A 25,959-nucleotide genomic window follows, 5' to 3' on the forward strand; every position below is an offset into this window, starting at 1 on the left:
CGCTATACCCAGCCTTGGAGCAAAAAAAAAGGCGCGAGTTCAATACTCGCGCCTTCTTTGTAACAGCAGATCAACAAACACCCATCAAGGGCGGTCGTCGACCTCCTTGCCAGTCGCGGCCGGAGGGATCAGGTCTTCGCTGTTGAGGTTCAGCCAGATCAGCACCACGTTGGCGATGTAGATCGACGAGTAGGTGCCCGCCAGAACGCCGATAAACAGCGCCAGGGAGAAGCCCCACAGGTTGTCGCCACCGAAGATCATCAGTGCTGCGATCGCCAGCAAGGTGGAGATCGACGTCGCCATGGTGCGCAACAGGGTCTGGGTAGTGGAGATGTTGATGTTCTCGATCAACGTCGCCTTGCGCAGTACGCGGAAGTTCTCGCGAACCCGGTCGAATACCACGATGGTGTCGTTGAGCGAGTAACCAATGATCGCCAGCACCGCGGCCAGCACGGTCAGGTCGAAGGTGATCTGGAAGTACGCCAGGATGCCCACGGTCACGACCACGTCGTGGATCAGCGAGACAATGGCGCCGACACCGAACTTCCACTGAAAGCGGAACGCCAGGTAGATCATGATGCCGACCAGCGCCATCAGCATGCCGAGGCCGCCCTGGTCGCGCAGCTCTTCACCCACTTGCGGGCCGACGAACTCGACGCGCTTGACCGCCGCCGGGTTATCACCGCCGACCTTCTGCAAGGCCTCGGCAACCTGGTGACCCAGTTGCGGGTCTTCGCCCGGCATACGCACCAGCAGATCGGTGGTCGCACCAAAGCTCTGCACGATAGCTTCGTGATAGCCGGCCTTGACCAGCTCTTCGCGCACCTGAGTCACGTCGGCCGGCTTCTCGTAGGTCAGCTCGATGAGCGTACCGCCGGTGAAGTCCAGACCGTAGTTCAGGCCCTTATGGAACCAGCTGAACAACGCCAGAACGGTAAGGAGCACGGTGACGCCGAACGCAATATTGCGAACGCCCATGAAGTTGATTGTACGTAACATGGCAGCCCCTTAAATCCACAACTTCTTGAAGTCACGCCCGCCAAAGATCAGGTTGACCATTGCGCGGGTCACCATGATGGCCGTGAACATCGAGGTAAAGATACCGAGGGACATGGTCACCGCAAAACCTTTGACCGGGCCGGTGCCCATGGCAAAGAGAATCCCGCCGACCAGCAATGTGGTCAGGTTGGAGTCGAGAATCGCGGTAAATGCCCGGCCGAAGCCTTCGTTGATTGCGCGCTGCACGGTCATGCCGGCGGCGATCTCTTCACGAATCCGCGAGAAGATCAGCACGTTGGCGTCCACCGCCATCCCCATGGTGAGGACGATACCGGCGATGCCTGGCAGGGTCAGCGTAGCGCCCAGCAACGACATCAAGGCCAGCAGCATCACCATGTTGCCCGCCAGGGCCACGGTGGCGATGACACCGAAGAAGCGGTAGATGGCGATGATGAACAGCGACACGAACAGCATGCCCCACAAGGCCGCATTGATACCCTTGGTGATGTTGTCGGCACCCAGGCTCGGGCCGATGGTGCGTTCTTCAGCGAAGTACATCGGCGCAGCCAGGCCACCGGCACGCAGCAGCAGGGCCAGTTCCGAGGATTCGCCCTGACCGTTCAGGCCGGTGATGCGGAACTGAGCACCCAGCGGCGACTGGATGGTCGCCAGGCTGATGATCTTCTTCTCTTCCTTGAAGGTCTGCACCGGCACGTCTTTCTCGACGCCGTTGACCATTTGCTTGGTGTAGGTGGTGACCGGGCGTTGCTCGATGAAGATCACCGCCATGCTGCGCCCGACGTTGCTGCGCGTGGCGCGGCTCATCAGTTCGCCACCATGGCCATCCAGGCGGATGTTCACTTCAGGCGTACCGTGCTCGCCGAAACCGGCCTTGGCGTCAGTCACCTGGTCGCCGGTGATGATCAAGCCACGCTCGATCTGCGCCGCAGGGCGGTTGCCTTCACGGAACTCGAAGGTCTCGGAAGTGGCTTTGGAAGCACCCGGCTCGGCGGCCAGACGGAATTCCAGGTTGGCGGTCTTGCCGAGGATACGCTTGGCTTCAGCGGTATCCTGCACGCCCGGCAGCTCAACCACGATGCGGTTGGCGCCCTGGCGCTGAACGATCGGCTCGGCCACACCCAGCTCGTTGACGCGGTTACGCACCGTGGTCAAGTTCTGCTTGATGGAGTATTCGCGGATTTCCGCCAGCTTGGCCGGGGTCATCGCCAGACGCAGTACAGGTTGACCGTTGAGGTCGGCCGGTACGATGTCGAAATCGTTGAAGTTCTTGCGGATCAGCGCACGGGCCTGCTCGCGGGACGCTTCGTCAGAGAAGCCCAGCTGGATGGCACCGTTGAGCTGCGGCAGGCTGCGATAACGCAACTTCTCTTTACGCAGCAGGCTCTTCACGTCGCCTTCGTAGACTTTCAGGCGCGCGTCGAGGGCTTTGTCCATGTCGACTTCCAGCAGGAAGTGCACACCACCGGACAAGTCCAGACCCAGCTTCATCGGGTGCGCGCCAATGCTGCGCAGCCATTTTGGCGTGGTCTGTGCCAGGTTGAGCGCGACAACGTAGTCGTCACCCATGGCCTTGCGCACGACGTCTTTGGCCGGCAATTGGTCTTCTTGCTTGGTCAGGCGCAACAAGCCGCCCTTCGCATCAGCTGCCAACGTTGCCGCTTTGACCTGGATGCCCGCATCGGTGAGCGCTTTGCTCGCGCGTTCCAGGTCAGCCTGATTGACCTTCAGCGAAGTGCTGGCGCCAGAGATCTGGATCGCAGGGTCATCAGGATAGAGATTGGGAGCGGAATAAATAAAACCGATCGCCAGCACCGCCAGGATCAGTAGGTATTTCCACAGAGGGTATTTGTTCAGCATCACGCCGCCCGCTTATAACGCGGGGCGCCTTGCGCGCCCCGTCGATTGGTAAAAGTTGTTACTTAGATCGCTTTGAGCGTGCCTTTAGGCAGCGTGGCGGCGATGGCGCCCTTCTGGAACTTCATTTCGACGGTGTCGGAGACTTCCAGAACCACGAAAGCATCGGAAACCTTGGTGATCTTGCCCGCGATACCGCCGGTGGTCACGACTTCGTCACCTTTCTGCAGGCTGCCGAGCAGGTTTTTCTGCTCTTTGGCGCGCTTGGCCTGTGGACGCCAGATCATCAGGTAGAAGATGACCAGGAAGCCGACCAGGAAAATCCACTCGAAACCACCGCCCATAGGGCCGGCAGCAGCAGGCGCAGCGGCATCAGCCATGGCGTTAGAGATAAAAAAGCTCATTTAGCACTCCAGTTGCAAATAGTGAATCTTAGGGTCGGAAAACTCAGTCCAAGGGCGGCACAGGGAGCCCGCGCTTGGCATAGAAGGCATCGACGAAGGCGGCCAATGTACCCTGTTGAATAGCCTCGCGCAAACCAGCCATCAGGACTTGGTAATGACGCAAATTGTGGATGGTATTCAACATGCTACCCAGCATTTCCCCACACTTGTCCAGATGGTGCAGATAAGCACGGGAGAAGTTCTGGCAGGTATAGCAGTCACAGGTGGGATCCAGCGGCGAATCATCATGGCGATGGAACGCGTTACGGATCTTCAGCACGCCTGTATCGATGAACAGATGCCCATTGCGGGCATTACGGGTTGGCATCACGCAATCGAACATGTCCACACCGCGGCGCACACCCTCTACGAGATCCTCCGGTTTGCCAACGCCCATAAGGTAACGAGGTTTGTCAGCGGGCATCAGGCCCGGCAGGTAATCCAGCACCTTGATCATCTCGTGCTTGGGCTCACCCACCGACAGACCGCCGATGGCCAGGCCGTCGAAGCCGATCTTGTCCAGGCCTTCCAGCGAGCGCTTGCGCAGGCTTTCATGCATGCCGCCCTGGACGATACCAAACAGCGCCGCAGTGTTGTCGCCGTGGGCGTTCTTCGAGCGCTGGGCCCAGCGCAGCGACAACTCCATGGAAACCCGCGCGACGTCTTCGTCGGCCGGGTACGGCGTGCATTCGTCGAAAATCATCACGATGTCGGAGCCCAGGTCGCGCTGGACCTGCATCGACTCTTCCGGGCCCATGAACACTTTGGAACCGTCGACCGGCGAGGCGAAGGTCACGCCCTCCTCCTTGATCTTGCGCATGGCGCCCAGGCTGAACACCTGGAAACCACCCGAGTCAGTGAGGATCGGGCCTTGCCACTTCATGAAGTCATGCAGGTCGCCGTGCTTCTTGATCACTTCCGTGCCCGGGCGCAGCCACAGGTGGAAGGTGTTGCCGAGGATGATTTCGGCGCCGGTGGCGACGATATCGCGCGGCAGCATGCCTTTGACGGTGCCGTAGGTGCCGACCGGCATGAACGCCGGGGTCTCTACCGTACCGCGCGGAAAGGTCAGACGACCGCGACGGGCTTTGCCGTCAGTGGCCAGCAATTCAAACGACATACGACTCATAGTTGTTCCTCTGGGCCGCGTGGCGCCGGATTACGGGTGATAAACATCGCATCACCGTAGCTGAAAAAACGGTACCCATTGTCGATGGCAGCCTGATAAGCAGCCATGGTTTCCGGATAACCGGCAAATGCCGACACCAGCATCAACAGCGTGGATTCCGGCAAATGGAAGTTGGTCACCAGCGCATCGACCACATGAAACGGCCGGCCTGGGTAAATAAAGATATCGGTGTCGCCGCTGAACGGCTTGAGCACGCCATCACGCGCCGCGCTTTCCAGGGAACGCACGCTGGTGGTGCCCACGGCAATCACCCGCCCGCCGCGCGCCTTGCACGCGTTGACCGCGTCCACGACGTCCTGGCTGACTTCCAGCCATTCGCTGTGCATATGGTGGTCTTCGATGTTATCCACACGCACCGGCTGAAACGTGCCGGCCCCCACGTGCAGGGTCACATACGCGCTCTCGACGCCCTTGGCGGCGATCGCATCCAGCAGCGGCTGGTCGAAATGCAGCCCGGCCGTCGGCGCTGCGACGGCACCGAGGCGCTGGGAATACACCGTCTGATAGCGCTCGCGGTCCGCATCTTCGTCGGGGCGGTCTATATAAGGAGGCAACGGCATATGGCCGACGCGCTCCAGCAGCGGCAACACTTCCTCGGCAAACTTGAGCTCGAACAACGCATCATGACGCGCCACCATCTCGGCCTCGCCACCGCCATCGATCAGCAGGGTCGAACCCGGTTTCGGCGACTTGCTGGAGCGCACATGGGCCAGCACGCGATGGCTGTCCAGCACCCGCTCCACCAGAATTTCCAGCTTGCCGCCGGAAGCTTTCTGGCCAAACAGCCGCGCCGGAATCACCCGGGTATTGTTGAACACCATCAAATCGCCTGGGCGCAAATGCTCAAGCAAATCAGTGAATTGACGGTGTGCGAGGGCACCGCTGAGCCCGTCCAGGGTCAGCAGTCGACTGGCGCGACGCTCGGCCAAAGGGTGGCGGGCGATCAGCGAATCAGGGAGCTCAAAAGTAAAGTCAGCAACGCGCATGATGGGGTTCGTCTAGCAGGGCCGGGAAGTCTAGCGGAAATAGTCAAAATTGACCATGAAACGTGATTGACCAACGGTAATCTCATCTCTATACTTCGCCGCCATTGAGCCCTGATGGCGGAATTGGTAGACGCGGCGGATTCAAAATCCGTTTTCGAAAGGAGTGGGAGTTCGAGTCTCCCTCGGGGCACCATTTGCAGTACATAGACGACTACCAACGTCTACGTAACACCCCTAGAGCCCGTTAACTGCGGGCTTTTCGGTCTCTGGGGTTCCACCCCCATCTCTTGCAAGCCAACCTCTTTTTGGTACATTTTCTGTACATATTCCAGTTCGAGAACCGGAGGTGTACAGCGATGCCATTGACCGTCTTGCAAATCAAAGCATCCAAGCCTGCCGACAGACCGTTCACGTTGAGTGATAGTTCGGGTCTTGCCTTGCTGGTGAAACCCAACGGCAGCAAGTATTGGCACTTCAGGTACACCTATCAGGGGCGGGCGGCGCGCATGTCACTGGGCGTGTATCCGTATATCTCCTTGCAGGAAGCCCGTGAACGAGCTGCAGAATGCCGCAACCTACTCAAGCAAGGCACCAACCCCGGCGCCAAACGCCGCTATGACAAACTGCGACAGCAGGAGGCCGGACTCAACACCTTCAGGCGAGCCGCGGAGTACTGGTACCAATTCAAATCGGACTCCGGCCGCAGCAGCGCGACGCTGAAGAAGATCCGCGACTATCTCGATAAGGATCTACTGCCCGCTCTCGGCGAGAAGCAACTGGAGCTCATCACGCGAAGCGACTGCGCAAAACTGCAGGCCTGCATCGAAAAACGAGGCGCGTTCAATGTTGCGGACAAGACCCGGACCTGGCTGAAACAGATTTTCAGTCAAGCCATTGCACGCGGCCTGTGCGAACACAATCCAGCCTCCGAACTCCATGCCATTGCGATAGCGCCACCGCCCACTCAACACTACCCACATCTGCACGAACACGAACTACCTGAGTTTCTCCGGGCCTTAAGCAAGACCACCAGCCGGCTACCAGCGAGGATTGCATCATGGATGACAATTCTGACGGCGAGCCGCCCCGGCATGGTTCGCTACGCAAAATGGGAGGAAATCGATTTTGAGGAAGGGATATGGACCATCCCGGCCGCCCGCATGAAGATGCGCAGAGACTACGTCAGCCCTCTACCTCATCAATTGATCGCCATGCTTACCAAACTGAACCAAAGCACTGGCCGCAGTCGATATCTATTCCCAGGCAATGGGGAAAAGCAGCCAGTCATCAGTGAAAACACGATCAACCTAGTGTTCGCCAAGATCGGCTATAAAGGACGACTCGTCAGCCATGGCACTCGTCATACCGCAAGCACGCTGCTGCGCGAACATGGTTGGCTGAAGGACCATGTCGAAAGCCAGCTGGCTCACGTCGAGGGCGGTATCTCTGGCGAGTACAATCAAGCTCTATACCTGCCGCAACGTCGGATCATGATGCAGTGGTATGCAGACTATCTCGACGCCCTCAAAGAAGGCATTACAGCCAACCTTCGCGATCAATTTGATACTCGCGTTAATCAGTTCCTCGCACGCCCTTCTGCATCGCCTCTAACAGCATCTCGTGCACACAAAGATGATCACCTCCAAAAGTTGCCTATCGAGACAGACTCAACGGAGACTCAGTGATCACGTGACGCCTCACCAATTCGACCCGGTCGACGACAACATCATCGCCTTGCAAAACTACCGTGGCGTATTCCAGCACTGGTAAGTCGGTGAGATCTCCACAGCCCAGCCTTCCACGCGGGTCCATCCAAACAGGGCTGCAAAGCCGCCCTGCTTGGATGGACCTCACTTAAAAAATCTAAAGCCCATGCAACTGTCTGTGGAAAACCACAGATTTCCACCGGTGGATAACTTCATCCACCGCCGCAGAACTCCGGAAAATTCGAGCCTTGACCCGAATTATCCACAGGCGTAGAAAAGATCGGGCAAAGCGCTGTCGTTGACAGCAACCCAGGTAACCAGAACCTTTAAGGCTACGCCACACCGTGGTGGTTCTCCCAAAGTGCGATTAGCGTCCGGCGGTTCGCACGGTCACAGCGATGTGATGGATGCCTACTTTTACCAGCGTGCCCACTGCGGCAACTCATTCCCTTTCATAGCTGCCCTGCAGCAACCTATCCGCTTGGCCATTTCCTTGCGCCAACCTACGCCCGTCTCTTTCTCCCGGAAAGAGACGGGCGCTCGTACCGCTGCTGCAGCCCAACTCGTACAAGGCATTGCGGCATTTCCCCTCGTGACAATCGGCGTGACAAACACCGAAGTCACCAGCAACAGCGATGCAGATGATGGTACCGCAGCCCATGGGATGGACTGCACCTGACTGACAGTCAGGCATGCCCCGGTCATCGCTTCACTGCCTTCACCTGACTCAGGATCTCGCGGCACTGGTCTCGTCAGCCAGTGCAGCCTCCACCCGCCCACTTCTTCGGAAGTGCTCAGGAGACCAGATCATGAGATGCCCAAGCTCCCGGTCGTAAAGAGCCGCCAGTCCTGCGTTAGTGGACAACCCTCACAGGCCGCAGGGGCCTTGATCCCTGATAACACTCAACATTCTTGGCGGGATGACGTGGGGAAAGTTTCAAAGATTTTGGCTTCGAGAGGAGTTTGATCATGGCGCTAGTAGGTAGACGCGATGGGCGTAATTTTGGCTATGGCCGGCAGCTGAGTTATGCCGGACCGCAGGCGCTGCGCGACCTATTTGGCGGCGGGCATTACGGCACGGTCAAGGCGCACAGTGATCGATGGCAGGCGTTTGTACGCTGGTGTCGGTCGGAGGATGGACCAGGGCTTAACGATGCGCGGCGGATTGATCGGCAGACTTTGCTGGACTACGCCGGGCACTTGCGTCAAAAAGTTGAGTTGGGTGAGCTAGCCATCGCCACAGCGCAAAACCGGTTGTCCAGCGTCAACCGGACCATGGCCGCGCTTCGCGGTGATCAATATGTGAAAGTGCCGAGCCCGAGCAAGGCGTTAGGAATGCGGCGGACCACCGTTCGCACAACCGCGCCCCAAGGCCAAGATCGTGAGCAAGTTATGCGCATCGTCGAAGCACTTCGCGAACACCAAATGCCGCGCGCGGCGGCTATCGCTCAGTTGGCGCGAGCCACCGGCATGCGCTTACGCGAGGCGATTTTGGCCGACCTACCGCGTTTAAAACGTGAGGCCGAACGCTACGGCAAGATCAACATCCAGGATGGCACCAAAGGTGGCCGTTCAGGCGCGTTGGCACCTCGCTGGATCACTGTGGATGATCACATCCGTGACGCGCTGAGGTTTGCCCAAAAGGTCTCGCCCGACGATAGCCGCAACCTGCTTGCACCGAACGAACGCTACCTCGATTTCTTGCAGGGAATCGTCGGCCCCGCACGGGACATCCTCCATAAGAACAACCTCAAAGGCTTCCATGAATTGCGGGCAGCCTATGCATGCGAACGTTACGAGCAAATCACCCATCATCCCGCGCCTATCAACGGTGGCCATTGCTATCAGCTCAACCGACACCTCGATCAGGAGACCCGAGTACAAATCAGCTATGAGCTGGGGCACGGCCGTATCGGCGTGGTATCGGCTTACATTGGTGGTCGAGCATGAACACGGCATTCGATATGGAGCTGTTCCTGGCGGGCGTCTTGACCGGGTCACACACCACACGCCAACGCCACCTGCGTCAGGCGAAGACTATCCAAACAGCGATCGCTGAGCGCTGGCAATGCGACAATCCATGGACTTGGCAGAGAAAACACCTTGCATGGTTTTTTAATCACCATCTAAACCAGCGCACTGAATCGACGCGCTATTACTATTTGCTGACCATGCAATTACTCACTCGTCGTCTAGGAAAATCCTGGCAGTTCACCCCCTAAGCGAAGGTCAGAAAACGGCCAAAAGCAGCTACTCACGAGCGGCTGCTTTCGGTCAAAGGCTTACTATAATGTCGCTGAAGCACATCTATCCATGCTCGCTTCGACTGTCGCTTGTCGATTCGATGATCTTTCCGTCAACATGAATAGCGTTGATGCTCCAAGCTGTCGCGGGCCGTATTCAGAAATCAATGGTTCCCGAGAACTTCACCAAGCGGGGGTCGCCCTGCGAGAGGTAGCCGCCATTTGCCGACGCCCAGTAATTCTTGTCGGTAATGTTTTCCATGTTGACTCGTAGAGTCAGTTCTTTTTCAGCGAGCTTCATCTTATAGCGTGCCCCAGCGTCGAAACGGTTCCAGGTAGGCAAGCTCAGGTTGTTCGCCTGATCAGCATACTGCCCGCCAGTGCGCAGCATCCTCGCGCTCAAAGCGGCCCCTTCGATACCTGGAACGTCCCAATCTACGCTGGCATTGAGTTGAAACGTAGGCACGCCAATGGCGTGGTTGCCATCGTTCAGGCCGCCAGCAGTTTTCTTCAGCTCAGATGTCATGCGAGTGCCGCCCGCCATCAACCGAAGGCCCTCAATGGGTTCGCCAAAGACGCTGATCTCTAGCCCTTTGTTAACCTGTTCGCCATCACGCACATAGAGTCTCTGCGCGTTGTCGACATAACCATCGGAAGGTTTCTCGATGCGGAATACACTCAAGTTGGCGCCGAAGGTTTGCATGTCCAGCTTGATGCCCGCTTCCAGCTGCTTTGTGCGTCCAGGAGGAAAGGCTTCGCCCAAGTTTGTGATGCCTGTACCCGACGCCACTGGGCCTTTTGCGAGTCCTTCGATTCGGTTGGCGTAAAGAGAGACGCTGTCCACGGGCTTGAACACGATGCCATATACAGGCGTGGTGATGGACTCATCGTAAATGGTGCTACGACTGCCATCGTTTGCCGGATTGGCTACACCGTTTGAAGTGGTGCCGTCGTACAGGTAGTTTTCGACACGTAATTGCTGACGCCGGACACCATAAGTGACGAGCAGTTTGTCATCGAACATACCCAGCGTATCGGAAACCGCAAGGCTACGATTTCGGGTTTTGCCAGTCACCCCTGGGTCACCCATTTCACCACCGGTGATGGACACAGCAGTAGGCTTGGGAAGCGCTGGGGTATTGTAAATATTGCTGTTGCCGGTAACCGAGCGATAGAACGTGTATGCGTTCTCCTGCTCTGTCCAGATGGTTGAGCCGCCAATAGCGATCTGGTGGGAAATCGGGCCAGTGTTGAAGCGCCCATTTAACCCTGCGCTGAACGTCGTATTGTCTTCATTGTGCGGGATCTCTGAGCCACCAATCGTAGCTACGCCGTTATTGCCTACGAGTGTTGGCGTGGCATAGACGCCCGTTTCTCGGGTGTGCTTCACACCGCCAGCAAGGTATGCCGTCCAGTTCTCGCTCAGGTCCCAGTCACCGCGAATCATGCCGAAAGTGTCTTCGGTTTCCGAGTAAGTCCAGTCCTGACCATAGTTATGACTAGCGTGAGGTGCAGTGGGAATGTGAGTGGCATTGCCAACGTTGACAGAGTTACGCAGTCCGTTGACCCGCTGTTTCTGGTACCCAAAATCGGTGGAAGCGCGGAAGCCGTCACCGCGATAATCAAGGCCCGCTACGAACAGCTTTGTACGTTGATCCTCATTATCGATCGCCGTTTCACCTTCCCGCTGGCTCAGGTTTACCCTGGCACCAAACCGATTATCTTCGCCGAAGCGCTGCCCGATATCCAAATGCTCACCAATACGGCCATCGGTGCTGATGTCTTGCGTATAGCGTCGAGTCGATACATCCTCTGCGCGTTTCGGCTGAAGATTGACGCCACCCCCAAGACCCGAGCCAGTGGGGCTCACACCGTTGATGAAAGCATTGGGGCCTTTGAACACCTCGATGCGCTCAATGGCGTCCGTCGACAGAATTTGACGTGGCAAGACGCCATACAACCCGTTGTAGGAAATGTCGTCGCCGGTCAGTGGCAAGCCTCGAATGACGAACACCTGGGACTGGTTACCAAACCCGTAGGATTGACGCACCGACGGATCATTTAGCAGTACGTCGCCTACGTCTTCTGCTTGTTGATCCTCAATCAGCTTCGAGGTGTAACTGGTCATTACAAAGGGGACATCCATATTGTCCTGATTACCCAGCACTCCCATTTGACCGCCCCTCGCCACCTGACCGCCAGCATAGGGGGCTGGTAGGGTGTTGGAGTTGGGTTTGATCGCATTGGCAGTGACATCGGTTACTCCCAGTTCGAGCGGTTCCGCAGCCTGGGCGAAGAAACTGACCGAGCAGCATACTGCGAGCAGCGTAGGGCGAGATGGAAACAACATGGGTTAGGTACCTGCGAGGGAGGGTAATTTTTCGCGCTATTAATAATGATTCGCAGATGTATTATCTATATGAGCTGGGCAAATTGCCATAAGAAATTGCAAGGCTTGCGGATTCTAAGCCATCCGTAGATCGGTAAATGCTGAACGGACTAATCTGGCCGGCAGCTCCTGCCCACCAGCAGCATTGGGTCGGTAACCGCAGGAAATGATTGACCGCTTCTGGCCGACTGCGGCCCTTCGTGACTGGCAGCAATCGACTGTGGATGCACCCTCCTCCCGGCGTCCTTCCCACCATGCGCAACTCCCTACCGAAGTCAGTAATCCCCCTGCTACGCTGAAAATTTCACGGAGGATTGCACAATGCCAAACTCAGACTTACTCCCTTCCCTACTATTTAAGATCAATGAAAACCAGCTCGCCCTAGAGGCCGCCATCATGGAGCTGTCGAACTGGGTAGAGATGCGCGGATCGGCGGACGTCGCCGACAATGTTCGGGGCGCCCTGGACACGATCGATCGAAACGAGGAGTTCATCAAGATAACGCTTGCTGTGCTATGACTCCCGACTAATCGCGAAAGTTCGCCATGTGTCGGTTCGGCATTTTTTTGGCAGTCCAGGGAGTCTATCCGTAACCAGTTCCTTGTAGATATTATTCACAGCTCGTCGGAAATCGGATGGAGAAATCTGATCAAGCGTCCATCCACACCAGTCCTAATTGGAGGCAGGTAGGGTGTACACTTCACGGTACAACGTGGAAGTGTACACATGCAAAAAACCATGTTAATTATATAGTTATGCTATTATTCGAGTCTCCCTCGGGCACCATCTTAAAAAAAGACCTTGAAATTCAAGGTCTTTTTTTTCGCCTGTCGAAAAGTGGGCAACCAGCAAAACCCCTGACCAGCGCAACATCAACTTGAAACACAGCCCCTTGTGGGAGCTGGCTTGCCTGCGATAGCGTCAGCCGCAACACCCTCAAACCACCAGACTAACTACCCGCCACTTCACCCTCCTCCGTCACCCCATTGGCCAACATCCCATTCGCCAAATCATCCACCACCGCCTTCGCCATCTCCCCCAAATAATGCGCCGCCCAGGCATAACGATCCGCGCCCGTGTCCATGGCGGCATCCAACGCCAGCAGTTTTGAACAGTGGAGAAGTTCGGAGGCATGCTCCAACGCATCGCGGATGGGCACGCCGGAGTTCACGCGGAATAGTCGGTGAAGGTTGGGCTGCTTGCCACAGGTGGAAAAGGTGATGACGCCGAGGGTTTTGTTGAGGGGTGGGTTGATCATTGGGCACCTCCTGGATGGGCGGAGGTGCGGGTGGTGGGGTTGTGAGGGTATGGCCTGTCAGAAATGCTCATTGCTTAAGCTCCTAATATAGTGAGCCTATTGTTTCTCGGATTCTCAAGTCCGGTCGCTGGGTTGGAAGCGACGGGGAGGAAGTTAGCGCAGGAGCGATTAGGGTTGAAAGTCAGTATCTGTGGCGAAAAATTTCCGTTAGGTCGGTCGGGGTTGGCGAACGACGCCGATTCCCCCCAGATGCAGGAAACAACCGGGGTCTGCCCCCGATTACCTCCGGGAAAACGTATTGGTTTAATGGGCATCAGAAATGACAGTGTGCGCCGACGCGATGGCTGATATCTTTCCAGCGCGCCCAATCGCGTCCAATCAACGCCGGTCCCATCAAGGAAGATAAAAACAATGAAAGTATTGCTTATCGCTTCGCTAGGAATGTTGTCGCTGACTCAAACATCACTACAAGGGCAATTTTTTCGCAGACCACTGAATCTTGCGTTTTGAACGATGCTTCAACAATTAAAGATTGCTTGAGTCGCCCTATTTCTGTAGAGGCCTACAAGCTTCAAGGGCTGCTGTTCTGCGCATCTGCCCGCTTTTGGCCGGTTCCGGTCTTTCGCGACCGGCTACAACCCACCCATTGCAGACGTTCCCGAACGCCCAGGCATGCATTCCCAGTAAACGGAGCGAATGACTTGAGTCGCCTGTCAGGAGCTGAGCTGGTCGAATAGCTTTTGCAGAAAAACATCGCCCGCCACTGAGTCGGATAGCAAATAATGCCCAGACCAATTGTCCCAGCCAGCTGCGAGGCTGAACTCAGCACATTGGAAATTCTGGTGAATTTTTTCATCAACGCCTATGACAGGTGAACCCAATCGTTTGAACCCTCGGCGTTTGATCAGGTTTTCAGCTAGCGATAGCCAACAAGCGTCTGACAACTCGTTGAAACTGAGTGTCAGATGTCCATTGGCTGCCGTGTCGAGAGTTGGGTTCATCTATTGCCGTCTAAGGTTTGACGCGAAGGGAATGCACAAACGTGGCTGCGGGGGCGTTGTTTAGGTGCCTGATCAAGTTTGAGAGCGTTTTATTGCGTTGGAGAGCTGTTCGGCGTTGTTCCGCAATTCAATGAATTTTTCGTTTAGCTCGACATGACCTGGATTCCAAGAAAGGACGCCATCGACATAGCTTTGACCAAGAATGAGATCATTTAATGAGCCCATTCCGCCATAGGCTGACAGTAGATACTCAATCCCAGAGTAATCAGAATCCAGCAATAGTGCCCTTGCCTTACGCATCCAAAAGCTCCAGTGGGTGTCTCCATAGCTTTCGAGCACGATTGCAAGCTGATCAAGAATGCAGATCAACTCTTCAGTTTTCGGTCCCATTTCTCGACATCGTCCAAAGTGAAACGCGGCATGGGCGGGATGATCCGCTGTTGAGTATTTCTCGCCCGCTAGCAACATAAGCTACTGTTTCGCCATTAGGGTGTCCACGGGCTGCTTTTGGCCGATTCTGTTGAAAAAGTAGCTCTCCTGTTTGGCCTGGGGCAAAATCACTCCATCGGCCAGCGGGAGAATACGCAGCATGATGGGACAGTTATCGAGTGGGCAGGAGCGGCTGTTTTACTCGTTCAACATTGAAGATCACATCCCAGCCAATCACCTCCTGCGCAGCATTGATCGATGCCTTGATCTCAGCGATCTGCGCCATTATCTCGCCGATTTTTATAGCCCAATCGGGCGCCCATCGATTGATCCCGAACTGATGATTCGCCTGTTGGTGGTGGGCTACTGCTACGGTATTCGCTCCGAACGTCGGTTGTGCGAAGAGGCTCATTTGAACCTGGCATATCGCTGGTTCTGCCGCTTAAGCCTCGAAGACGAAATCCCCAATCACTCTACGTTTTCCAAGAATCGGCACGGTCGCTTTCGTGACAGCTCGCTGTTTCGCTGGCTGTTCAACGAGGTGCTGCGTCGCTGCATGGACGCAGGTCTGGTCAAGGGCGAAGGGTTTGCGGTCGACGCCAGCGTCATCAAGGCAGATGCCAGTCGGCAACATGGCGTACCTGGCGATGATGAAATCAACTGGCGCGATCCGGCGCTGAGTACTCGCGCCGTGCGTGAGTACCTTGAAGCGCTGGATGAAGAGGCGTTAGGCGAAGCACTGCCTAAGCGCCTGTCATTGACTGATCCACTTTCTCGTTGGACCGCAGCGCCAGGAGGCCCGGCGTTTTTCGCCTACTCGACGAACTATCTGATTGATGTCGAGCATGGCGTGATCATGGATGTGGAGCCGACCCCAGCGCATCGAACCGCCGAGGTCGAGAGCACCAAGACCATGATCGAGCGGGTCGAAGAACAGTTCGACATCAAGCCGGATCGGCTCATCGGCGATACCGCTTACGGCACCGCACCGATGCTGGCCTGGATGGTGAACGAAAAAGACATCGAGCCGCATGTGCCGGTTTGGGACAAAACCGAGCGTAAGAACGAGAGCCTCTCGATCAGTGATTTTCAATGGAATGAAGAAGCGCAGGAATATCGTTGCCCCACGGGGCACGCCCTGCGCAGTGAGTGGCGGGCCTTCAAGAACCAGCGATCACATGTCACGAAAGCCGACACCATCATCTTTCGATCCCGGCAAACAGACTGCTCTGAATGCTCAATGAAAGAGCGCTGCTGCCCAAACACCTCGTTCCGAAAAATCGCCCGTAGCGTCCATGAGGCGGCACGCAATGTTGCTCGGCGAATTGCCGCAACACCACAATACGTGCGCTCTCGCCATGAGCGCAAAAAGGTCGAAATGTTGTTCGCTCATCTCAAACGAATCCTGAAACTGGATCGATTAAGGCTACGAGGAATGACCGGTGCAAACGACGAATTTACCTTGGCCGCTGCGGTACAGAATTTAAGACGACTGGCGAAACTGACCTCACAAGGGCCGCCGACCACGGGATAGGTACGCCCGGAATCAGCAAAAACCCTCAAATTAACCTATTAACCAAGCTGCAACGGTCAACGCAGAACTGGAAAGCCACGCAACGTGGTGACCAGGTTCTGAAGCGAGGGCCAACGTCGCCTTCTTCCAGCCTGAAATTCCGACTTTTTCAACAGAATCGGCCGATTTCTGCCTGTCATATCCGGCAGAAGTCGACCACTAACTGACTGCCAGCCAGAAGAAAAGGCAACGTTCACGAGAATCGGCCTCGGCAAATAAATCCCCCCCTCTCCCCTCATTGCTCTAGATCGAACACCCTCCCGAACCGGTCATACCGTCAACCGATAGGTAGACTGCACCAACCCCGAAGGAAAGCTGCAGCTGGATACCAGTTCCAAGTCAATGTCCTGCTGAAGGGCCCCAAACAATCGCCTTCCCGATCCGATCAGTACGGGAACAGTGGTAATCACCATATCGGCGACTAACCCATCGCGCAGGAAGGATTGCACCAACTGCCCGCCATCGACATAGACACGATGCACGCCTTGCCTATCCAGTTCGGCCATCAGGTCCCCTGGTGCGAGGTTTGAGAAGCGCAGCTTGCCCTTCAACGCCTCGGGCACCGGCGTAGCGGCCAGTTGTTCAGACAGCACCACGACGGGCCGGTCGTAGAACCATGTGTCGAAGGTCAGCACCTTCTCATAGCTGCCTCGCCCCATCACGATCACATCCTTGTCGGCAATGAAGGCGCAGTAGCCATGATCTTCAGTTGGATCATCACGCTGCAAAAGCCAATCAATGTCGCCATCTGGCCGGGCGATGAAGCCGTCCAGGCTGACGGCGATGAAAACATGTGCAGTGGCCATCAGGACCTCCTAATTGAAACGACGTTTATTCATCCTTGATCATAAGCCGAATAAAAGGTTCGCCTTCGCTGACTGCCGTTCATAGGTACGATCCCATAAGCGCCAAGATGGCAACAGGGCCAAGCTAAACCGTTTCTATGAACTTAGAGACTGTTGAGAGTGCCGTCGCGGTCGTTGAACTCCCATATTATTCTTTCTCCAGCGTGACGCGCCCAAGTCTACTTGGTGAGCGACGACATTGAGGCATTTCAGCCCTTTTTGATTTTTCAGAGTTTGACTATAATTACCCTAGGTCATACGAAGTTGAAAGCACTGTCAGATACCTCAGAGTCGAGGTCGACGATGCCTTTAAGACGGCGGAACAGGCGAAAGTCTGACTATTTATAACGACAGTCGACTCTAAACCGTCGCTATCCGCCCCGGAGCGGTCGATCGAGCCTCGGCCTTAACTCAATCATTCGGCCTGTAGGCGACTCCGCGTGCTAAATTGATATTTTCAAGGCGAGTTACCTTCACGCCAGGTGGTAAGTGGCAAGTGCTGTTTGCAAGCCATTCCGACCGGTGACTTAAGGAGCTAGTTTCCTATACAACTGTAGGTAAACCATTATGGAAAACTATCCTGCCCCTGAGAGAGGATATGTATATATCCTCGGGGTTAAAGACATCGAACTTCCGGTGTGCAAGATCGGAAGAACCGCTAGAGATCCTGCTGTTCGCTGTGCAGAAATAAATCAGAGCTCGACGGGTGATTTTCTTTGGGAGGTAACCCATCAGATTGCAGTGAACGACTGCCAGAAGTTTGAGTCGCTGGTTCATACAAAGCTCCTGCCACTCCGACAGAGAAGGCGTGAGTTCTTCAATCTTCACCCGGACGATGCAATTCTTGCGGTTCAATCCATACTCGCGTCGGTATCGGACGTAAGTGCAGTAACCATCATGGAAGCGCAAAAAGAAGACATCGATGTATCAAAAGCGGGTGCTCCTCCCCGCAAACAATCTACGCGCTCCAGCAGGAACACCCTATACGCCCATCTATTACACGGATTCACCGAATTGCTGGATATTAAAGGACGACCATTCGGCCAATTAAACAAACCCTCCTTTGGAATTAGTGATGGACACGAAGGAGTTCAATGGAACCTCGCGATATACCCGAACGATGGGAAAGCGCGCGTGGGAGTCAATCTCGAGGGCTTGCAATACAGCGGCTGGCCGATTGCAACGCTGATAAAATCCGAACTAGAAATCCCTGCGTTACTACGACTTGTGCCAGATATACTCGATCCTCAGGACATCACCCTGCGTTTCGCGAGAGACGCGTGGCAGCTAAGTTCAAGACCGAAAATCCTGGAGGACACTTTAGGTGGACGCGAGTTTCGTCTCTCCGAAATCACCGATGGGTTATGGCGTTCAATACTCACCGAAGCCATCGGCTGCCTCAACAAAGACCGGAGCTACCATGGCCGAGCCCGCCAAGCTGTGACCGTGCTGAGAAAGGATGGGGCAGACGCGAATTCGACGTTTATGTTGGTTTCGCCTCACCTGACTATTTGGACTCCAATTGACCCATTGAGCGACTCGATCGAAGCGTTGTCCGCTGCGATTGATCGCTTAAAGCCCGTCCATGAATGGGCATCGAAGGTGAGCGGCGGTTAGGGTCGGCATTTGAAAAAAACGCCAACCAACTACACAATCAACCGGGCGTTTGGGCGTTTTCGCGTCGCGCAATTCCTCCGGGTCGGCGCAACCAAGCGCCGTTTATTGCGACCTTAGCCGACAGAACAATCGGGGACTGACCCCGATTACCTTAGTTAGGCATTTTTATCCGACCTACGCAGGATCCATGTGAAGAAAGCAAAAGCGATTACCAAAAAGAAATCATCCGGCCGAGGCTTTGAGATGTCCTCGTTTTGTGGGTGGGATGGAGAGACTTTAGTTCTGAACATACTTGGAACTCCGAGCGCCAAAAAGGATGCCATCGGCAAGGCGAAAGGAAGTCAACTCAAGATCAGCGTCACCGCCGCACCCGTAGCAGGCAGGGCGACTGACCACATGGTTAAGTTTCTCGCCCGAGAGTTTGACGTCTCGGTTTCTGACATCACGGTTGTGTTCGGTCGTTTTAATTTGAACAAGCAAATGCGTATAAGGGCGCCCGGAAGCTTACCTGCCGTAGTGGCCAAGGCCCTGTCAGAAGCAGAAAGCACCTGACCATTCGCTACGGGCGCGTGCAGCCTAATGAGCCGCCCTGCTGTCATGGACTGTTCCAGTGTCTGCTTGCAATAAAAGGGGGGACAGATTTATTTTCTGCACTCTAAGCGTCCGCTTCTGGCCGACTTCGGCCTATCGCAACCGGCAGATTACTCTTTCTCCAGCGCGATACGCCCAAGCCGACTTGGTGAAAGACGACATTGAGGCGTTCGCAGCCCTTTGGACTCTTCAGAGTCTGACCCCGATTACCTGCTGAAAGACACTCACTGAATCAGTGATCAACATCCCGGCCAGGTACACCATCAACACCGCCACACCCGCATCCAACCAGCGCCACACCACTGGCGCCTGGAACAGCCGCGTCAAACGCTGACATCCCAGCGCCAGTATCACAAACCACACCAACGACGCCGTCATCGCGCCGCTCGCGAACAGCGCTTGTTGGCCGGTGGGTTTGGCTGCGCCGATCGAGCCGATCAGCACGACGGTATCAAGCCAGGCGTAGGGATTGGCAAACCCGAGCACCAGTGCTGTGCGCAGCAAGCCTCGTTGCGAGTGACCGCCTTGCGTGTTGGGCATGGACTGGTTACGTAGGCACGCCAGCAAGCGTTGACCGCCAAACCAAAGCAAATACGCCGCACCGGACAGCAGCAACAGCGCCACCACACCCGGCCGACTTCCCAGCAATGAACCCAACCCTGCGACGCCAACAGCGATCAGTAGGACATCGGCGAGTACGCAGATAGCAACCACGGCCCAGATCGGACCCCGGCCCACACCTTGGCGGATGACCAAGGTGTCTTTCGGACCAGGCGCGGCGAACAGCCCCATGCCCAAAAGCAAGCCTTCGAGGTAAAGAGCGTTGAAGTTTAGAAACATGGGATGTTCGAACCCGCTAGAATATTAGAGAAGTTGAATCGGTTGATTACCGAACTTGGTGTGCGGACGTTTATGGCACTATTTAAACTGATGGTTGCGAGCGGGAAAAATTTAGCAGCGTTTGAACAAAGAAAAATGAATCTTTAGTGGCCTGAGAGATTGCTGAATATCCATCAACAATTTTTTGTAGTCCTGCAGCATGGCATCAGACATTTGCAGGATGCCGAAGCCTGATCGAACAATGGATTCACAGCACGTTTTTATTTGAGTCATCGCTATATCCAAAGATGATTGTAAAGGAATGCAACACACACAAGGTTCGCAAGCATGCGAGAAACCACGACACTGGATGTAGCCACCCCAAAAGGGACCTATCCATGTCCTTCACCACGTCGCTAGCAGGTCGCAAGTGTGCATCGCTCGATATACGTAGCGGCGAGCAGGTTGTCCTTTTTGGCGAACAACGTGACGACTATCACCAAGGACCGGAGATCAACACTCGAATATGAACATCAGAACACGCGATACGCTTCGAGCCTTGGTTATGCGACGCAGCCGAGAACTGGGAAAGCCCCTGACAGCCCTGGCCAAAGAAGCCGGCATTTCCCGAACCTACCTCTACGGATTGACCGGCGGAGCCTCACAAGATCCCTCAGTACGCACCCTGATCAAACTGGCCAAGGCGTTGCAGGTTTCGCCGCTGCTGTTATTCCGCTACTTCGCCGACCTGGCTGGCGCACCGGGGGATGCCTGTTCAATGGCAACCACTAATCGCGCCACCGGCCTGCGTGACCCCAGCGATATAGCTGTCTTCAACGCGGATGTCACCACCCCAGACCAGACCGTGGTGCTGCCCGGTGAGACGTTTCAGAAAACCTGGGAGATCCAGAACCTTGGCGCCCGCCCGTGGCGCGGTCGGAAATTGGTACGGGTCGACGGCGAATACGTAATCGCTCGCCGCAGCGCGTCCGGCGTTCCCTTGGAAGTGGTGATGGACACCCACCTGCGCAGCCTGAACAACGAAATCCCCATCGCCGAAACCCTGCCCGGCCAGCCGGTACGTATCAGCGTGGAGTTCGGCGCCCCAAGAGAGACCTGCACACTCACATCCATCTGGCGTATCGAAGATGAACAGGGCCAGCCTTGTTATGGACCCGCCTTCATCCTGCATGTAATCGTCAACGTCATGGCACGTTAAGGCCCGACGGGAGCCCCACAAATCTGTCCCAAACTCTGTGCCTGATGACGGGCGTCTATCAATGTAGACCGCAACGGCATTTACACCCCCATAAAAATAAAACCTCGACTACTGTATTAAACCAACTAACCCCCTCTTCCTTATTACCACAAAATCAAAAAAACACATTGCACGCCCCTTCAACTCATCCAAAAGTCTTACCCCCCTATTAATAGGTCGTGGTTTTACAAACAGACATTGACGCATTTATCCCGCCAGGAATAAGGAACCCCACAGGGGCTGGCGGTTTATCTCAATGGCGTGCGGATCAATGAAGCGTTCGGCGATACCGTGAATTTCGACCTGGTACCCTGCGTGGCCATCGACTGCGCTGATGCATGCCGGTTTCAATGTGAAGTTCTGAGTCGCTCAGCGTCTGAACCAATCCGGTACAGGCCCCACCGCATCCCCTACTTCACCTGCGCTTCCTCCAACAGCCAACGCGCAAATACCTGGATGGGCGCGCGGCTCAGTTCAAGCGGTTCGGGTAGCACGAGGCAAAAGGCCTTGGCGACATTCTTCTCTTGTGGCCATGGCGCGACCAGCCGGCCTTGCGCCAGTTCGGCTTCCACGTACAGGCGCGGTACGAGTGCCACGCCGAGCCCCGCCAGCGCGGCTTCGATCAGCATCGCATGCAAATCGTAGCGCGCGCCCATCGCGGCGTTGCTCAGGACAATCCCGGTTTGCTGGGCGTAACGCTGCCAGGCATCCGGGTTCTGTCGTCGGTGTAATCGCGGCAGTGAATCCAGAGCCGTTGCCTGCTTGCCCGGCTTCAGCAGGCCAGGGTGACAAACCGGAATTAACACTTCGTTCAACAGGCGGTGCGTCTGCATGCCTGTCCACGCCGGGTGCTCAAAATGGATGGCGGCATCAAAACCGCTACCGACGAGCACGAACGGTTCCATACGCTCCGAGAGGTGTACGCAGATATTCGGGTGTTGCTGGCCAAAGCCGGCCAACCGCGGAATTAGCCAGCGCAGGGCAAAGGTTGGGCTGACGGCGATATCCAGGCTGGCGCCGTCGCTGGGCTGGCCCATCAAATACTGGCTGTCCCTGTCGAGCCGGTCGAGTAGTTCGCGCACTTGGGCCGCGTAGCGCTCACCGTTGGGCAAGAGCCGCACGCGGTTGCCAACACGCTCGAATAACGTGACCCCCAGAAACGCCTCCAGACGGCCTATCTGCCGGCTGATGGCGCCTTCAGTCAGGGCCAACTCGTCTGCGGCACGGGCGAAACTGCCATGCCGGGCTGCGGCTTCAAAGGCCATCAGGGCAGCGTTACTCGGGAGCTTTCGACGCATGGGCATTCCTGGTTCAAGTCAAGGCCTCCACCTTGATGTTTAATCACTGAAGAGTGCCGAAAAGTCGTTTTATGGATCATTACCGTGTCACTAGCATGATGAAACATCAACCAACGAAGTGACATGATGATTTATACAGTCGAATGCAACTACGCTGACCCCGCCAGCGAAGCTGAGTGGAATGCGTTTTACAGCCTGGAAAAACTGCCAGCGCTGATCTCGGTGAGCGGATTCAGCTCCTCGCAGCGGTTCAAAGCCTTGAGCGGCGATTGCCCGGCCTACCTGGCCCTGCATTCAGTCGACACGCTTGCCGTGTTGCAGAGCGACGAGTACCGCCAAAAAGGGGGAGGCAATTTTGCCCGTTGGCAGTCGCACATCACTGATTGGAAGCGCAACCTCTATGCCGGGCTGGACCGGGCAGTTGGCGTAGGCGCGGACGAATTCCTGTTGGTCAGTGAACAAGGCCCTCAAGTACTGATTGGATTAGGCCTTACACCTGTAGCGCTGCACGCGGTTGCGTTGGACAAGAACCCTGCACACCGTTGGCTGGCCAAACTGGGTTGCACTCAGGCAAGGGCCAGCGATCTGCAGGGGCTGAAGGTATATAGCGCAATGACCATGCAGTTACTGTCATGAGCCACGCGGACATAAATCACTGGAGGCTTGCCGGCCGGCACAGGATTTGAAATCCATATTTAAGCGCCCGAAGCATAATCGTTCTAACTGTGGTCTGAATCGCCCCTGATTTACTGGTCGAATCTGACGGACTGCTTTTAGCCGATTTCTCCCGGTTTGGGGAACCATAGAAATGTGTCCGTTCTGCACAATCGAAAGCAGCCCCTCTCGGGCGGCCACTTCGGGTCGGTATCCCACCTATCGCTTGATCTAGGTTTTGCACGCGCCCGCCGCGTGGAGCTGATCCTGGAGCGCTGACGCGTGGGTCTTTTTTTTCCGGCGCAGAACAGTGATCATCGCCCTCCCCACCAAAACCCGAGGAAGCGAGACCATGGAATTGACGCTGGAAGCGGTTGCGCTCTTCGCACTGAAACTGGTGTACGAGACCGACGGCGGCAGCCCGGTCTTGCGTGACGATCTGGTGATGGACGGGTACGAGCGGGAAGTGTTTGGGTTACTGGTACGGCAGCGGGATTTGGCTGCGATTCAACGCAAGATCGAGGAATGCGTGGTGCAGGCGCTGGAGGCATTGGGCGGCGCCCACACGGTGCTGGGGCGGGAGTTGCGGCGGTTGGCGACTGACGTGCAAAACGTCCATCAACTCGACGCACTGCCCACGCCGCTAACCACCCTCAAGGACTATTTGAAAGACATCCTGTGAATCGCTGATCAGCGTGCCCGCCGCGGCCAAACGCGCATGCCCGGTTAGCGCCGCCCTTCAACCGCCATCCGCACGGCCAAGCCCATCAGCACCGAGCCCATCAGCCAGCGCTGCACCACCTGCCAACCGGGCCGGGTGACGAAAAACACCGCGATGGAGCCCGCCATCATGGCAATCATTGCGTTGACGCTCACGCTGATGAAAATCTGCGTAAAGCCCAGCACCAGGGATTGCGTCAGCACACTGCCGTGGCCGTTCGGGTCGATGAACTGAGGCAGCAACGACAGGTACATCACCGCGACTTTAGGATTCAGCAGGTTGGTCACAAAGCCCATCATGAACAGCTTGCGCGGGCTATCCAGGGGCAGGTCCCGCACCTGAAAAGGCGAACGACCACCCGGCTTGACCGCCTGCCAGGCCAGGTAGACCAGGTACAACGCGCCGCCGAGCCGCAGCGCGTCATACGCCAAGGGAACCGCCATCACCAATGCGGTGATACCCAATGCTGCGCACAACATGTAAACGATAAACCCCAACGCCACCCCGCCCAGGGAGATCATCCCGGCCATGCGTCCCTGGCAAATCGAGCGGGAAATGAGGTAAATCATGTTCGGCCCGGGCGTCAGCACCATGCCGAGTGAGATCAGCGCGTAGGCAAACAAGCTGGACATATCGGGCATTGTTTAGCTCCTGGATTTTTATTCTGCCGGCGTGAAATCCTTCGCCGACGTTGCAGTGTCAGGCGCCATGGTAGGGCGTTGAAAAGCAGGGCGTTAGATACAGATCCACGAGCAAAACGTCATACACCGGCTGACGATTACCGACTCACTCACCCAGGACAGGCACATGATCGACTTCAACAACAAAGGCTTCTTCAAACTCAAGCAAAACAACGAATACGCCGAACGCGTTGCCGCCCTGCTGCTGGACGGCGAAGAAGTGATCGATGCCTACAAAGCCATGCGCGACGGCGTGGTCTTCACCACCAAGCGCATCATCGCGGTGAACGTGCAGGGGATTACCGGCAGCAAGAAGGACTTCACCTCGCTGCCGTACAAAAACATCGTGGCGTATTCGGTGGAAACCTCCGGGACGTTCGATCTGGATTCGGAGTTGGAGATTTACTTTTCGTCACTGGGGAAAGTGAAATTCGAGTTCACGGGGAAGACTTCGATTGTTGAAATCTCGCGGATCATTTCCAGGCACCTGCTGGCGTGATCAGCGGGCAGAAAAAGACCTTGGCGTTCCAAGGTCTCTTATTACTGCATGCGCGGCTGATTCAATGGATACGGGCCATGTGAGTTATACCCTGCAATCAAAACTGACAGGCAAGTAGGACCGTTCTGATTTTATCTGATCCCCCTCTTAAGCAGCAGAGCGTTTGCTATGGTCGCGAAAAAACGCAACGGAAATGCTGAATGCTGACGTTCTATACGCTATGGAAAAACCATCCGGAAATCTTCGGAGACGCCGCCCCGTGCCGAACCAATGGCGCGAAAAATTTCAGCGATCAATGCGCGATCAATCTAGGCGTGGCATTGCGCAGATCTGGTGCCGACCTAAGCAGATTAAGGGGGGTGCGCTATTGTTGGCAGCACCCCAAAAGTGAAGGTCACGTACTGGCCGCAGAGGAAATGGCCAAGGCATTAAGCAGCGCCAATATCCCTGGTATACAGCCCGTAAAGAAGGTAAAGCCTGAAGACTTTGAGGATATGTTGGTCGGGCAGCAAGGCATCATCTTCTTCAAAGATTTTTGGCGCAGGAGGAATGAGACGTTTGGCAATCGCAGTGGTGACCACATTGATTTATGGAATGGACGGCGATTAACGGATTGGCTGAGCTACCCGCGAATTCAGTTGGGGTTCTCGATCGAAGGGACGTTCTCGGATTATCACGACTCCAGGGAAATATGGTTTTGGAGGGTTATATGAAGGTATGTAAGGCGGTCGTGTTCGTGTTTTTGGTGGTTGCCGTCGCTGTTGGGGTGTTTAACGGTGTGGTGATGGCGGTGGCGGCGTACTTTGGGCCGTTTTATGAGGGGGATGCGGAGCAGACTCGGAACTTTGGGATTTGGTTGGTGGGGAACGGGGTCACTGTTGTGGGG

Annotated in this window: 25 protein-coding genes and 1 tRNA gene; 13 read left to right on the forward strand and 13 right to left on the reverse strand. The window is 55.9% G+C overall.

Features of this window, described 5'->3' with window-relative positions; translation table 11 throughout:
- Window positions 1-84: 84 nt before the first annotated feature.
- The 5 genes from secF to queA form a co-directional block, all read right to left on the reverse strand.
- Window positions 85-999, reverse strand: coding sequence for a protein translocase subunit SecF (secF, locus tag AC07W0_RS08690; protein ID WP_017846188.1), 915 nt, complete (start codon window positions 997-999; stop codon window positions 85-87).
- Between the two features lie 9 nt (window positions 1,000-1,008).
- A complete protein-coding gene (gene secD, locus AC07W0_RS08695) occupies window positions 1,009-2,877 on the reverse strand; it encodes a protein translocase subunit SecD (RefSeq protein ID WP_017846189.1) in 1,869 nt (622 codons plus the stop codon).
- A gap of 62 nt (window positions 2,878-2,939) precedes the next feature.
- Entirely contained in the window at window positions 2,940-3,278 is a 339-nt protein-coding gene (gene yajC / locus AC07W0_RS08700) for a preprotein translocase subunit YajC (protein WP_003175975.1), read from the reverse strand.
- A 43-nt stretch (window positions 3,279-3,321) separates the two neighbouring features.
- A complete protein-coding gene (tgt, locus tag AC07W0_RS08705) occupies window positions 3,322-4,437 on the reverse strand; it encodes a tRNA guanosine(34) transglycosylase Tgt (protein WP_010565220.1) in 1,116 nt (371 codons plus the stop codon).
- A 5-nt stretch (window positions 4,438-4,442) separates the two neighbouring features.
- Window positions 4,443-5,492 (reverse strand): tRNA preQ1(34) S-adenosylmethionine ribosyltransferase-isomerase QueA, encoded by a 1,050-nt coding sequence (gene queA, locus AC07W0_RS08710; protein ID WP_017846191.1) that lies wholly within the window; start codon window positions 5,490-5,492, stop codon window positions 4,443-4,445.
- A gap of 108 nt (window positions 5,493-5,600) precedes the next feature.
- Between queA and AC07W0_RS08715 the strand changes: the two genes are divergently transcribed.
- From AC07W0_RS08715 to AC07W0_RS08730, 4 genes are all read left to right on the forward strand, one after another.
- Window positions 5,601-5,685 (forward strand) — tRNA-Leu (locus AC07W0_RS08715).
- Between the two features lie 163 nt (window positions 5,686-5,848).
- Complete coding sequence (locus AC07W0_RS08720) at window positions 5,849-7,177, forward strand: tyrosine-type recombinase/integrase (protein WP_090400686.1); 1,329 nt, start codon at window positions 5,849-5,851, stop codon at window positions 7,175-7,177.
- Window positions 7,178-8,167: 990 nt separating this feature from the next.
- A complete protein-coding gene (locus AC07W0_RS08725; RefSeq protein WP_090400688.1) occupies window positions 8,168-9,148 on the forward strand; it encodes an integrase domain-containing protein in 981 nt (326 codons plus the stop codon).
- Window positions 9,145-9,420 (forward strand): hypothetical protein, encoded by a 276-nt coding sequence (locus AC07W0_RS08730; RefSeq protein ID WP_090400689.1) that lies wholly within the window; start codon window positions 9,145-9,147, stop codon window positions 9,418-9,420. Before AC07W0_RS08725 ends, AC07W0_RS08730 begins: the two co-directional genes overlap by 4 nt.
- Window positions 9,421-9,598: 178 nt before the next feature.
- Here the strand turns inward: AC07W0_RS08730 and AC07W0_RS08735 are convergent, their stop codons facing one another.
- Window positions 9,599-11,791, reverse strand: coding sequence for a TonB-dependent receptor (locus AC07W0_RS08735; protein ID WP_090400690.1), 2,193 nt, complete (start codon window positions 11,789-11,791; stop codon window positions 9,599-9,601).
- Window positions 11,792-12,151: 360 nt separating this feature from the next.
- Here AC07W0_RS08735 and AC07W0_RS08740 point away from each other — a divergent pair, with 360 nt between their 5' ends.
- Window positions 12,152-12,349, forward strand: coding sequence for a hypothetical protein (locus AC07W0_RS08740; RefSeq protein WP_102617300.1), 198 nt, complete (start codon window positions 12,152-12,154; stop codon window positions 12,347-12,349).
- A 430-nt stretch (window positions 12,350-12,779) separates the two neighbouring features.
- Here AC07W0_RS08740 and AC07W0_RS08745 read toward each other — a convergent pair whose 3' ends face one another.
- From AC07W0_RS08745 to AC07W0_RS08755, 3 genes are all read right to left on the reverse strand, one after another.
- A complete protein-coding gene (locus AC07W0_RS08745) occupies window positions 12,780-13,088 on the reverse strand; it encodes a DUF3077 domain-containing protein (protein ID WP_102617299.1) in 309 nt (102 codons plus the stop codon).
- A 713-nt stretch (window positions 13,089-13,801) separates the two neighbouring features.
- Window positions 13,802-14,089, reverse strand: coding sequence for a hypothetical protein (locus AC07W0_RS08750; protein ID WP_146013166.1), 288 nt, complete (start codon window positions 14,087-14,089; stop codon window positions 13,802-13,804).
- Window positions 14,090-14,161: 72 nt separating this feature from the next.
- A complete protein-coding gene (locus AC07W0_RS08755) occupies window positions 14,162-14,557 on the reverse strand; it encodes a DUF6966 domain-containing protein (RefSeq protein ID WP_309474170.1) in 396 nt (131 codons plus the stop codon).
- Between the two features lie 121 nt (window positions 14,558-14,678).
- Here AC07W0_RS08755 and AC07W0_RS08760 point away from each other — a divergent pair, with 121 nt between their 5' ends.
- Window positions 14,679-16,052 (forward strand): transposase, encoded by a 1,374-nt coding sequence (locus AC07W0_RS08760; protein WP_102617297.1) that lies wholly within the window; start codon window positions 14,679-14,681, stop codon window positions 16,050-16,052.
- 308 nt (window positions 16,053-16,360) lie between these two features.
- Here the strand turns inward: AC07W0_RS08760 and AC07W0_RS08765 are convergent, their stop codons facing one another.
- Window positions 16,361-16,897, reverse strand: a complete 537-nt coding sequence (locus AC07W0_RS08765) for a dihydrofolate reductase family protein (RefSeq protein WP_102617296.1) — start codon at window positions 16,895-16,897, stop codon at window positions 16,361-16,363.
- A 606-nt stretch (window positions 16,898-17,503) separates the two neighbouring features.
- Between AC07W0_RS08765 and AC07W0_RS08770 the strand changes: the two genes are divergently transcribed.
- Both AC07W0_RS08770 and AC07W0_RS08775 read left to right on the forward strand, forming a co-directional pair.
- Window positions 17,504-18,553, forward strand: a complete 1,050-nt coding sequence (locus AC07W0_RS08770) for a GIY-YIG nuclease family protein (RefSeq protein WP_102617295.1) — start codon at window positions 17,504-17,506, stop codon at window positions 18,551-18,553.
- Between the two features lie 189 nt (window positions 18,554-18,742).
- Window positions 18,743-19,105, forward strand: a complete 363-nt coding sequence (locus AC07W0_RS08775; RefSeq protein WP_017846747.1) for a DUF167 domain-containing protein — start codon at window positions 18,743-18,745, stop codon at window positions 19,103-19,105.
- A 228-nt stretch (window positions 19,106-19,333) separates the two neighbouring features.
- Here the strand turns inward: AC07W0_RS08775 and AC07W0_RS08780 are convergent, their stop codons facing one another.
- Window positions 19,334-19,984: a LysE/ArgO family amino acid transporter gene (locus AC07W0_RS08780; RefSeq protein WP_017846746.1), complete on the reverse strand. Its 651-nt coding sequence runs from the start codon at window positions 19,982-19,984 to the stop codon at window positions 19,334-19,336.
- 544 nt (window positions 19,985-20,528) lie between these two features.
- Here AC07W0_RS08780 and AC07W0_RS08785 point away from each other — a divergent pair.
- A complete protein-coding gene (locus AC07W0_RS08785; RefSeq protein WP_017846744.1) occupies window positions 20,529-21,182 on the forward strand; it encodes an NBR1-Ig-like domain-containing protein in 654 nt (217 codons plus the stop codon).
- Window positions 21,183-21,631: 449 nt separating this feature from the next.
- On the opposite strand, the gene AC07W0_RS08790 is transcribed toward AC07W0_RS08785, so the two are convergent.
- Window positions 21,632-22,519, reverse strand: a complete 888-nt coding sequence (locus tag AC07W0_RS08790) for a LysR substrate-binding domain-containing protein (protein WP_046484739.1) — start codon at window positions 22,517-22,519, stop codon at window positions 21,632-21,634.
- A gap of 126 nt (window positions 22,520-22,645) precedes the next feature.
- Here AC07W0_RS08790 and AC07W0_RS08795 point away from each other — a divergent pair, with 126 nt between their 5' ends.
- Both AC07W0_RS08795 and AC07W0_RS08800 read left to right on the forward strand, forming a co-directional pair.
- The gene (locus AC07W0_RS08795) at window positions 22,646-23,155 is read left to right on the forward strand and encodes a hypothetical protein (protein ID WP_026139993.1); all 510 of its coding nucleotides are present in this window, start codon (window positions 22,646-22,648) and stop codon (window positions 23,153-23,155) included.
- Window positions 23,156-23,525: 370 nt separating this feature from the next.
- The gene (locus AC07W0_RS08800; RefSeq protein ID WP_017846741.1) at window positions 23,526-23,855 is read left to right on the forward strand and encodes a hypothetical protein; all 330 of its coding nucleotides are present in this window, start codon (window positions 23,526-23,528) and stop codon (window positions 23,853-23,855) included.
- 44 nt (window positions 23,856-23,899) lie between these two features.
- Here the strand turns inward: AC07W0_RS08800 and AC07W0_RS08805 are convergent, their stop codons facing one another.
- Entirely contained in the window at window positions 23,900-24,535 is a 636-nt protein-coding gene (locus AC07W0_RS08805; RefSeq protein ID WP_102617294.1) for a LysE family translocator, read from the reverse strand.
- A 166-nt stretch (window positions 24,536-24,701) separates the two neighbouring features.
- Between AC07W0_RS08805 and AC07W0_RS08810 the strand changes: the two genes are divergently transcribed.
- Window positions 24,702-25,073 carry a PH domain-containing protein gene (locus AC07W0_RS08810; RefSeq protein ID WP_102617293.1) on the forward strand — a complete coding sequence of 124 codons (372 nt, stop codon included), beginning with the start codon at window positions 24,702-24,704 and terminating at the stop codon, window positions 25,071-25,073.
- 200 nt (window positions 25,074-25,273) lie between these two features.
- Window positions 25,274-25,786: a type VI secretion system amidase effector protein Tae4 gene (locus AC07W0_RS08815; protein ID WP_079444668.1), complete on the forward strand. Its 513-nt coding sequence runs from the start codon at window positions 25,274-25,276 to the stop codon at window positions 25,784-25,786.
- Window positions 25,787-25,959: the final 173 nt, after the last annotated feature.

Source organism: Pseudomonas sp. GW704-F2, from assembly GCF_059423025.1.

What these genes read in the sequence shown, in the direction of transcription:
- secF (WP_017846188.1), bottom strand. Translation starts at nt 999, where the DNA reads ATGTTACGTACAATCAACTTCATGGGCGTTCGCAATATTGCGTTCGGC.
- secD (WP_017846189.1), bottom strand. Translation starts at nt 2,877, where the DNA reads ATGCTGAACAAATACCCTCTGTGGAAATACCTACTGATCCTGGCGGTG.
- yajC (WP_003175975.1), bottom strand. Translation starts at nt 3,278, where the DNA reads ATGAGCTTTTTTATCTCTAACGCCATGGCTGATGCCGCTGCGCCTGCT.
- tgt (WP_010565220.1), bottom strand. Translation starts at nt 4,437, where the DNA reads ATGTCGTTTGAATTGCTGGCCACTGACGGCAAAGCCCGTCGCGGTCGT.
- queA (WP_017846191.1), bottom strand. Translation starts at nt 5,492, where the DNA reads ATGCGCGTTGCTGACTTTACTTTTGAGCTCCCTGATTCGCTGATCGCC.
- AC07W0_RS08720 (WP_090400686.1), top strand. Translation starts at nt 5,849, where the DNA reads ATGCCATTGACCGTCTTGCAAATCAAAGCATCCAAGCCTGCCGACAGA.
- AC07W0_RS08725 (WP_090400688.1), top strand. Translation starts at nt 8,168, where the DNA reads ATGGCGCTAGTAGGTAGACGCGATGGGCGTAATTTTGGCTATGGCCGG.
- AC07W0_RS08730 (WP_090400689.1), top strand. Translation starts at nt 9,145, where the DNA reads ATGAACACGGCATTCGATATGGAGCTGTTCCTGGCGGGCGTCTTGACC.
- AC07W0_RS08735 (WP_090400690.1), bottom strand. Translation starts at nt 11,791, where the DNA reads ATGTTGTTTCCATCTCGCCCTACGCTGCTCGCAGTATGCTGCTCGGTC.
- AC07W0_RS08740 (WP_102617300.1), top strand. Translation starts at nt 12,152, where the DNA reads ATGCCAAACTCAGACTTACTCCCTTCCCTACTATTTAAGATCAATGAA.
- AC07W0_RS08745 (WP_102617299.1), bottom strand. Translation starts at nt 13,088, where the DNA reads ATGATCAACCCACCCCTCAACAAAACCCTCGGCGTCATCACCTTTTCC.
- AC07W0_RS08750 (WP_146013166.1), bottom strand. Translation starts at nt 14,089, where the DNA reads ATGAACCCAACTCTCGACACGGCAGCCAATGGACATCTGACACTCAGT.
- AC07W0_RS08755 (WP_309474170.1), bottom strand. Translation starts at nt 14,557, where the DNA reads ATGTTGCTAGCGGGCGAGAAATACTCAACAGCGGATCATCCCGCCCAT.
- AC07W0_RS08760 (WP_102617297.1), top strand. Translation starts at nt 14,679, where the DNA reads ATGATGGGACAGTTATCGAGTGGGCAGGAGCGGCTGTTTTACTCGTTC.
- AC07W0_RS08765 (WP_102617296.1), bottom strand. Translation starts at nt 16,897, where the DNA reads ATGGCCACTGCACATGTTTTCATCGCCGTCAGCCTGGACGGCTTCATC.
- AC07W0_RS08770 (WP_102617295.1), top strand. Translation starts at nt 17,504, where the DNA reads ATGGAAAACTATCCTGCCCCTGAGAGAGGATATGTATATATCCTCGGG.
- AC07W0_RS08780 (WP_017846746.1), bottom strand. Translation starts at nt 19,984, where the DNA reads ATGTTTCTAAACTTCAACGCTCTTTACCTCGAAGGCTTGCTTTTGGGC.
- AC07W0_RS08785 (WP_017846744.1), top strand. Translation starts at nt 20,529, where the DNA reads ATGCGACGCAGCCGAGAACTGGGAAAGCCCCTGACAGCCCTGGCCAAA.
- AC07W0_RS08790 (WP_046484739.1), bottom strand. Translation starts at nt 22,519, where the DNA reads ATGCGTCGAAAGCTCCCGAGTAACGCTGCCCTGATGGCCTTTGAAGCC.
- AC07W0_RS08795 (WP_026139993.1), top strand. Translation starts at nt 22,646, where the DNA reads ATGATTTATACAGTCGAATGCAACTACGCTGACCCCGCCAGCGAAGCT.
- AC07W0_RS08800 (WP_017846741.1), top strand. Translation starts at nt 23,526, where the DNA reads ATGGAATTGACGCTGGAAGCGGTTGCGCTCTTCGCACTGAAACTGGTG.
- AC07W0_RS08805 (WP_102617294.1), bottom strand. Translation starts at nt 24,535, where the DNA reads ATGCCCGATATGTCCAGCTTGTTTGCCTACGCGCTGATCTCACTCGGC.
- AC07W0_RS08810 (WP_102617293.1), top strand. Translation starts at nt 24,702, where the DNA reads ATGATCGACTTCAACAACAAAGGCTTCTTCAAACTCAAGCAAAACAAC.
- AC07W0_RS08815 (WP_079444668.1), top strand. Translation starts at nt 25,274, where the DNA reads ATGCTGACGTTCTATACGCTATGGAAAAACCATCCGGAAATCTTCGGA.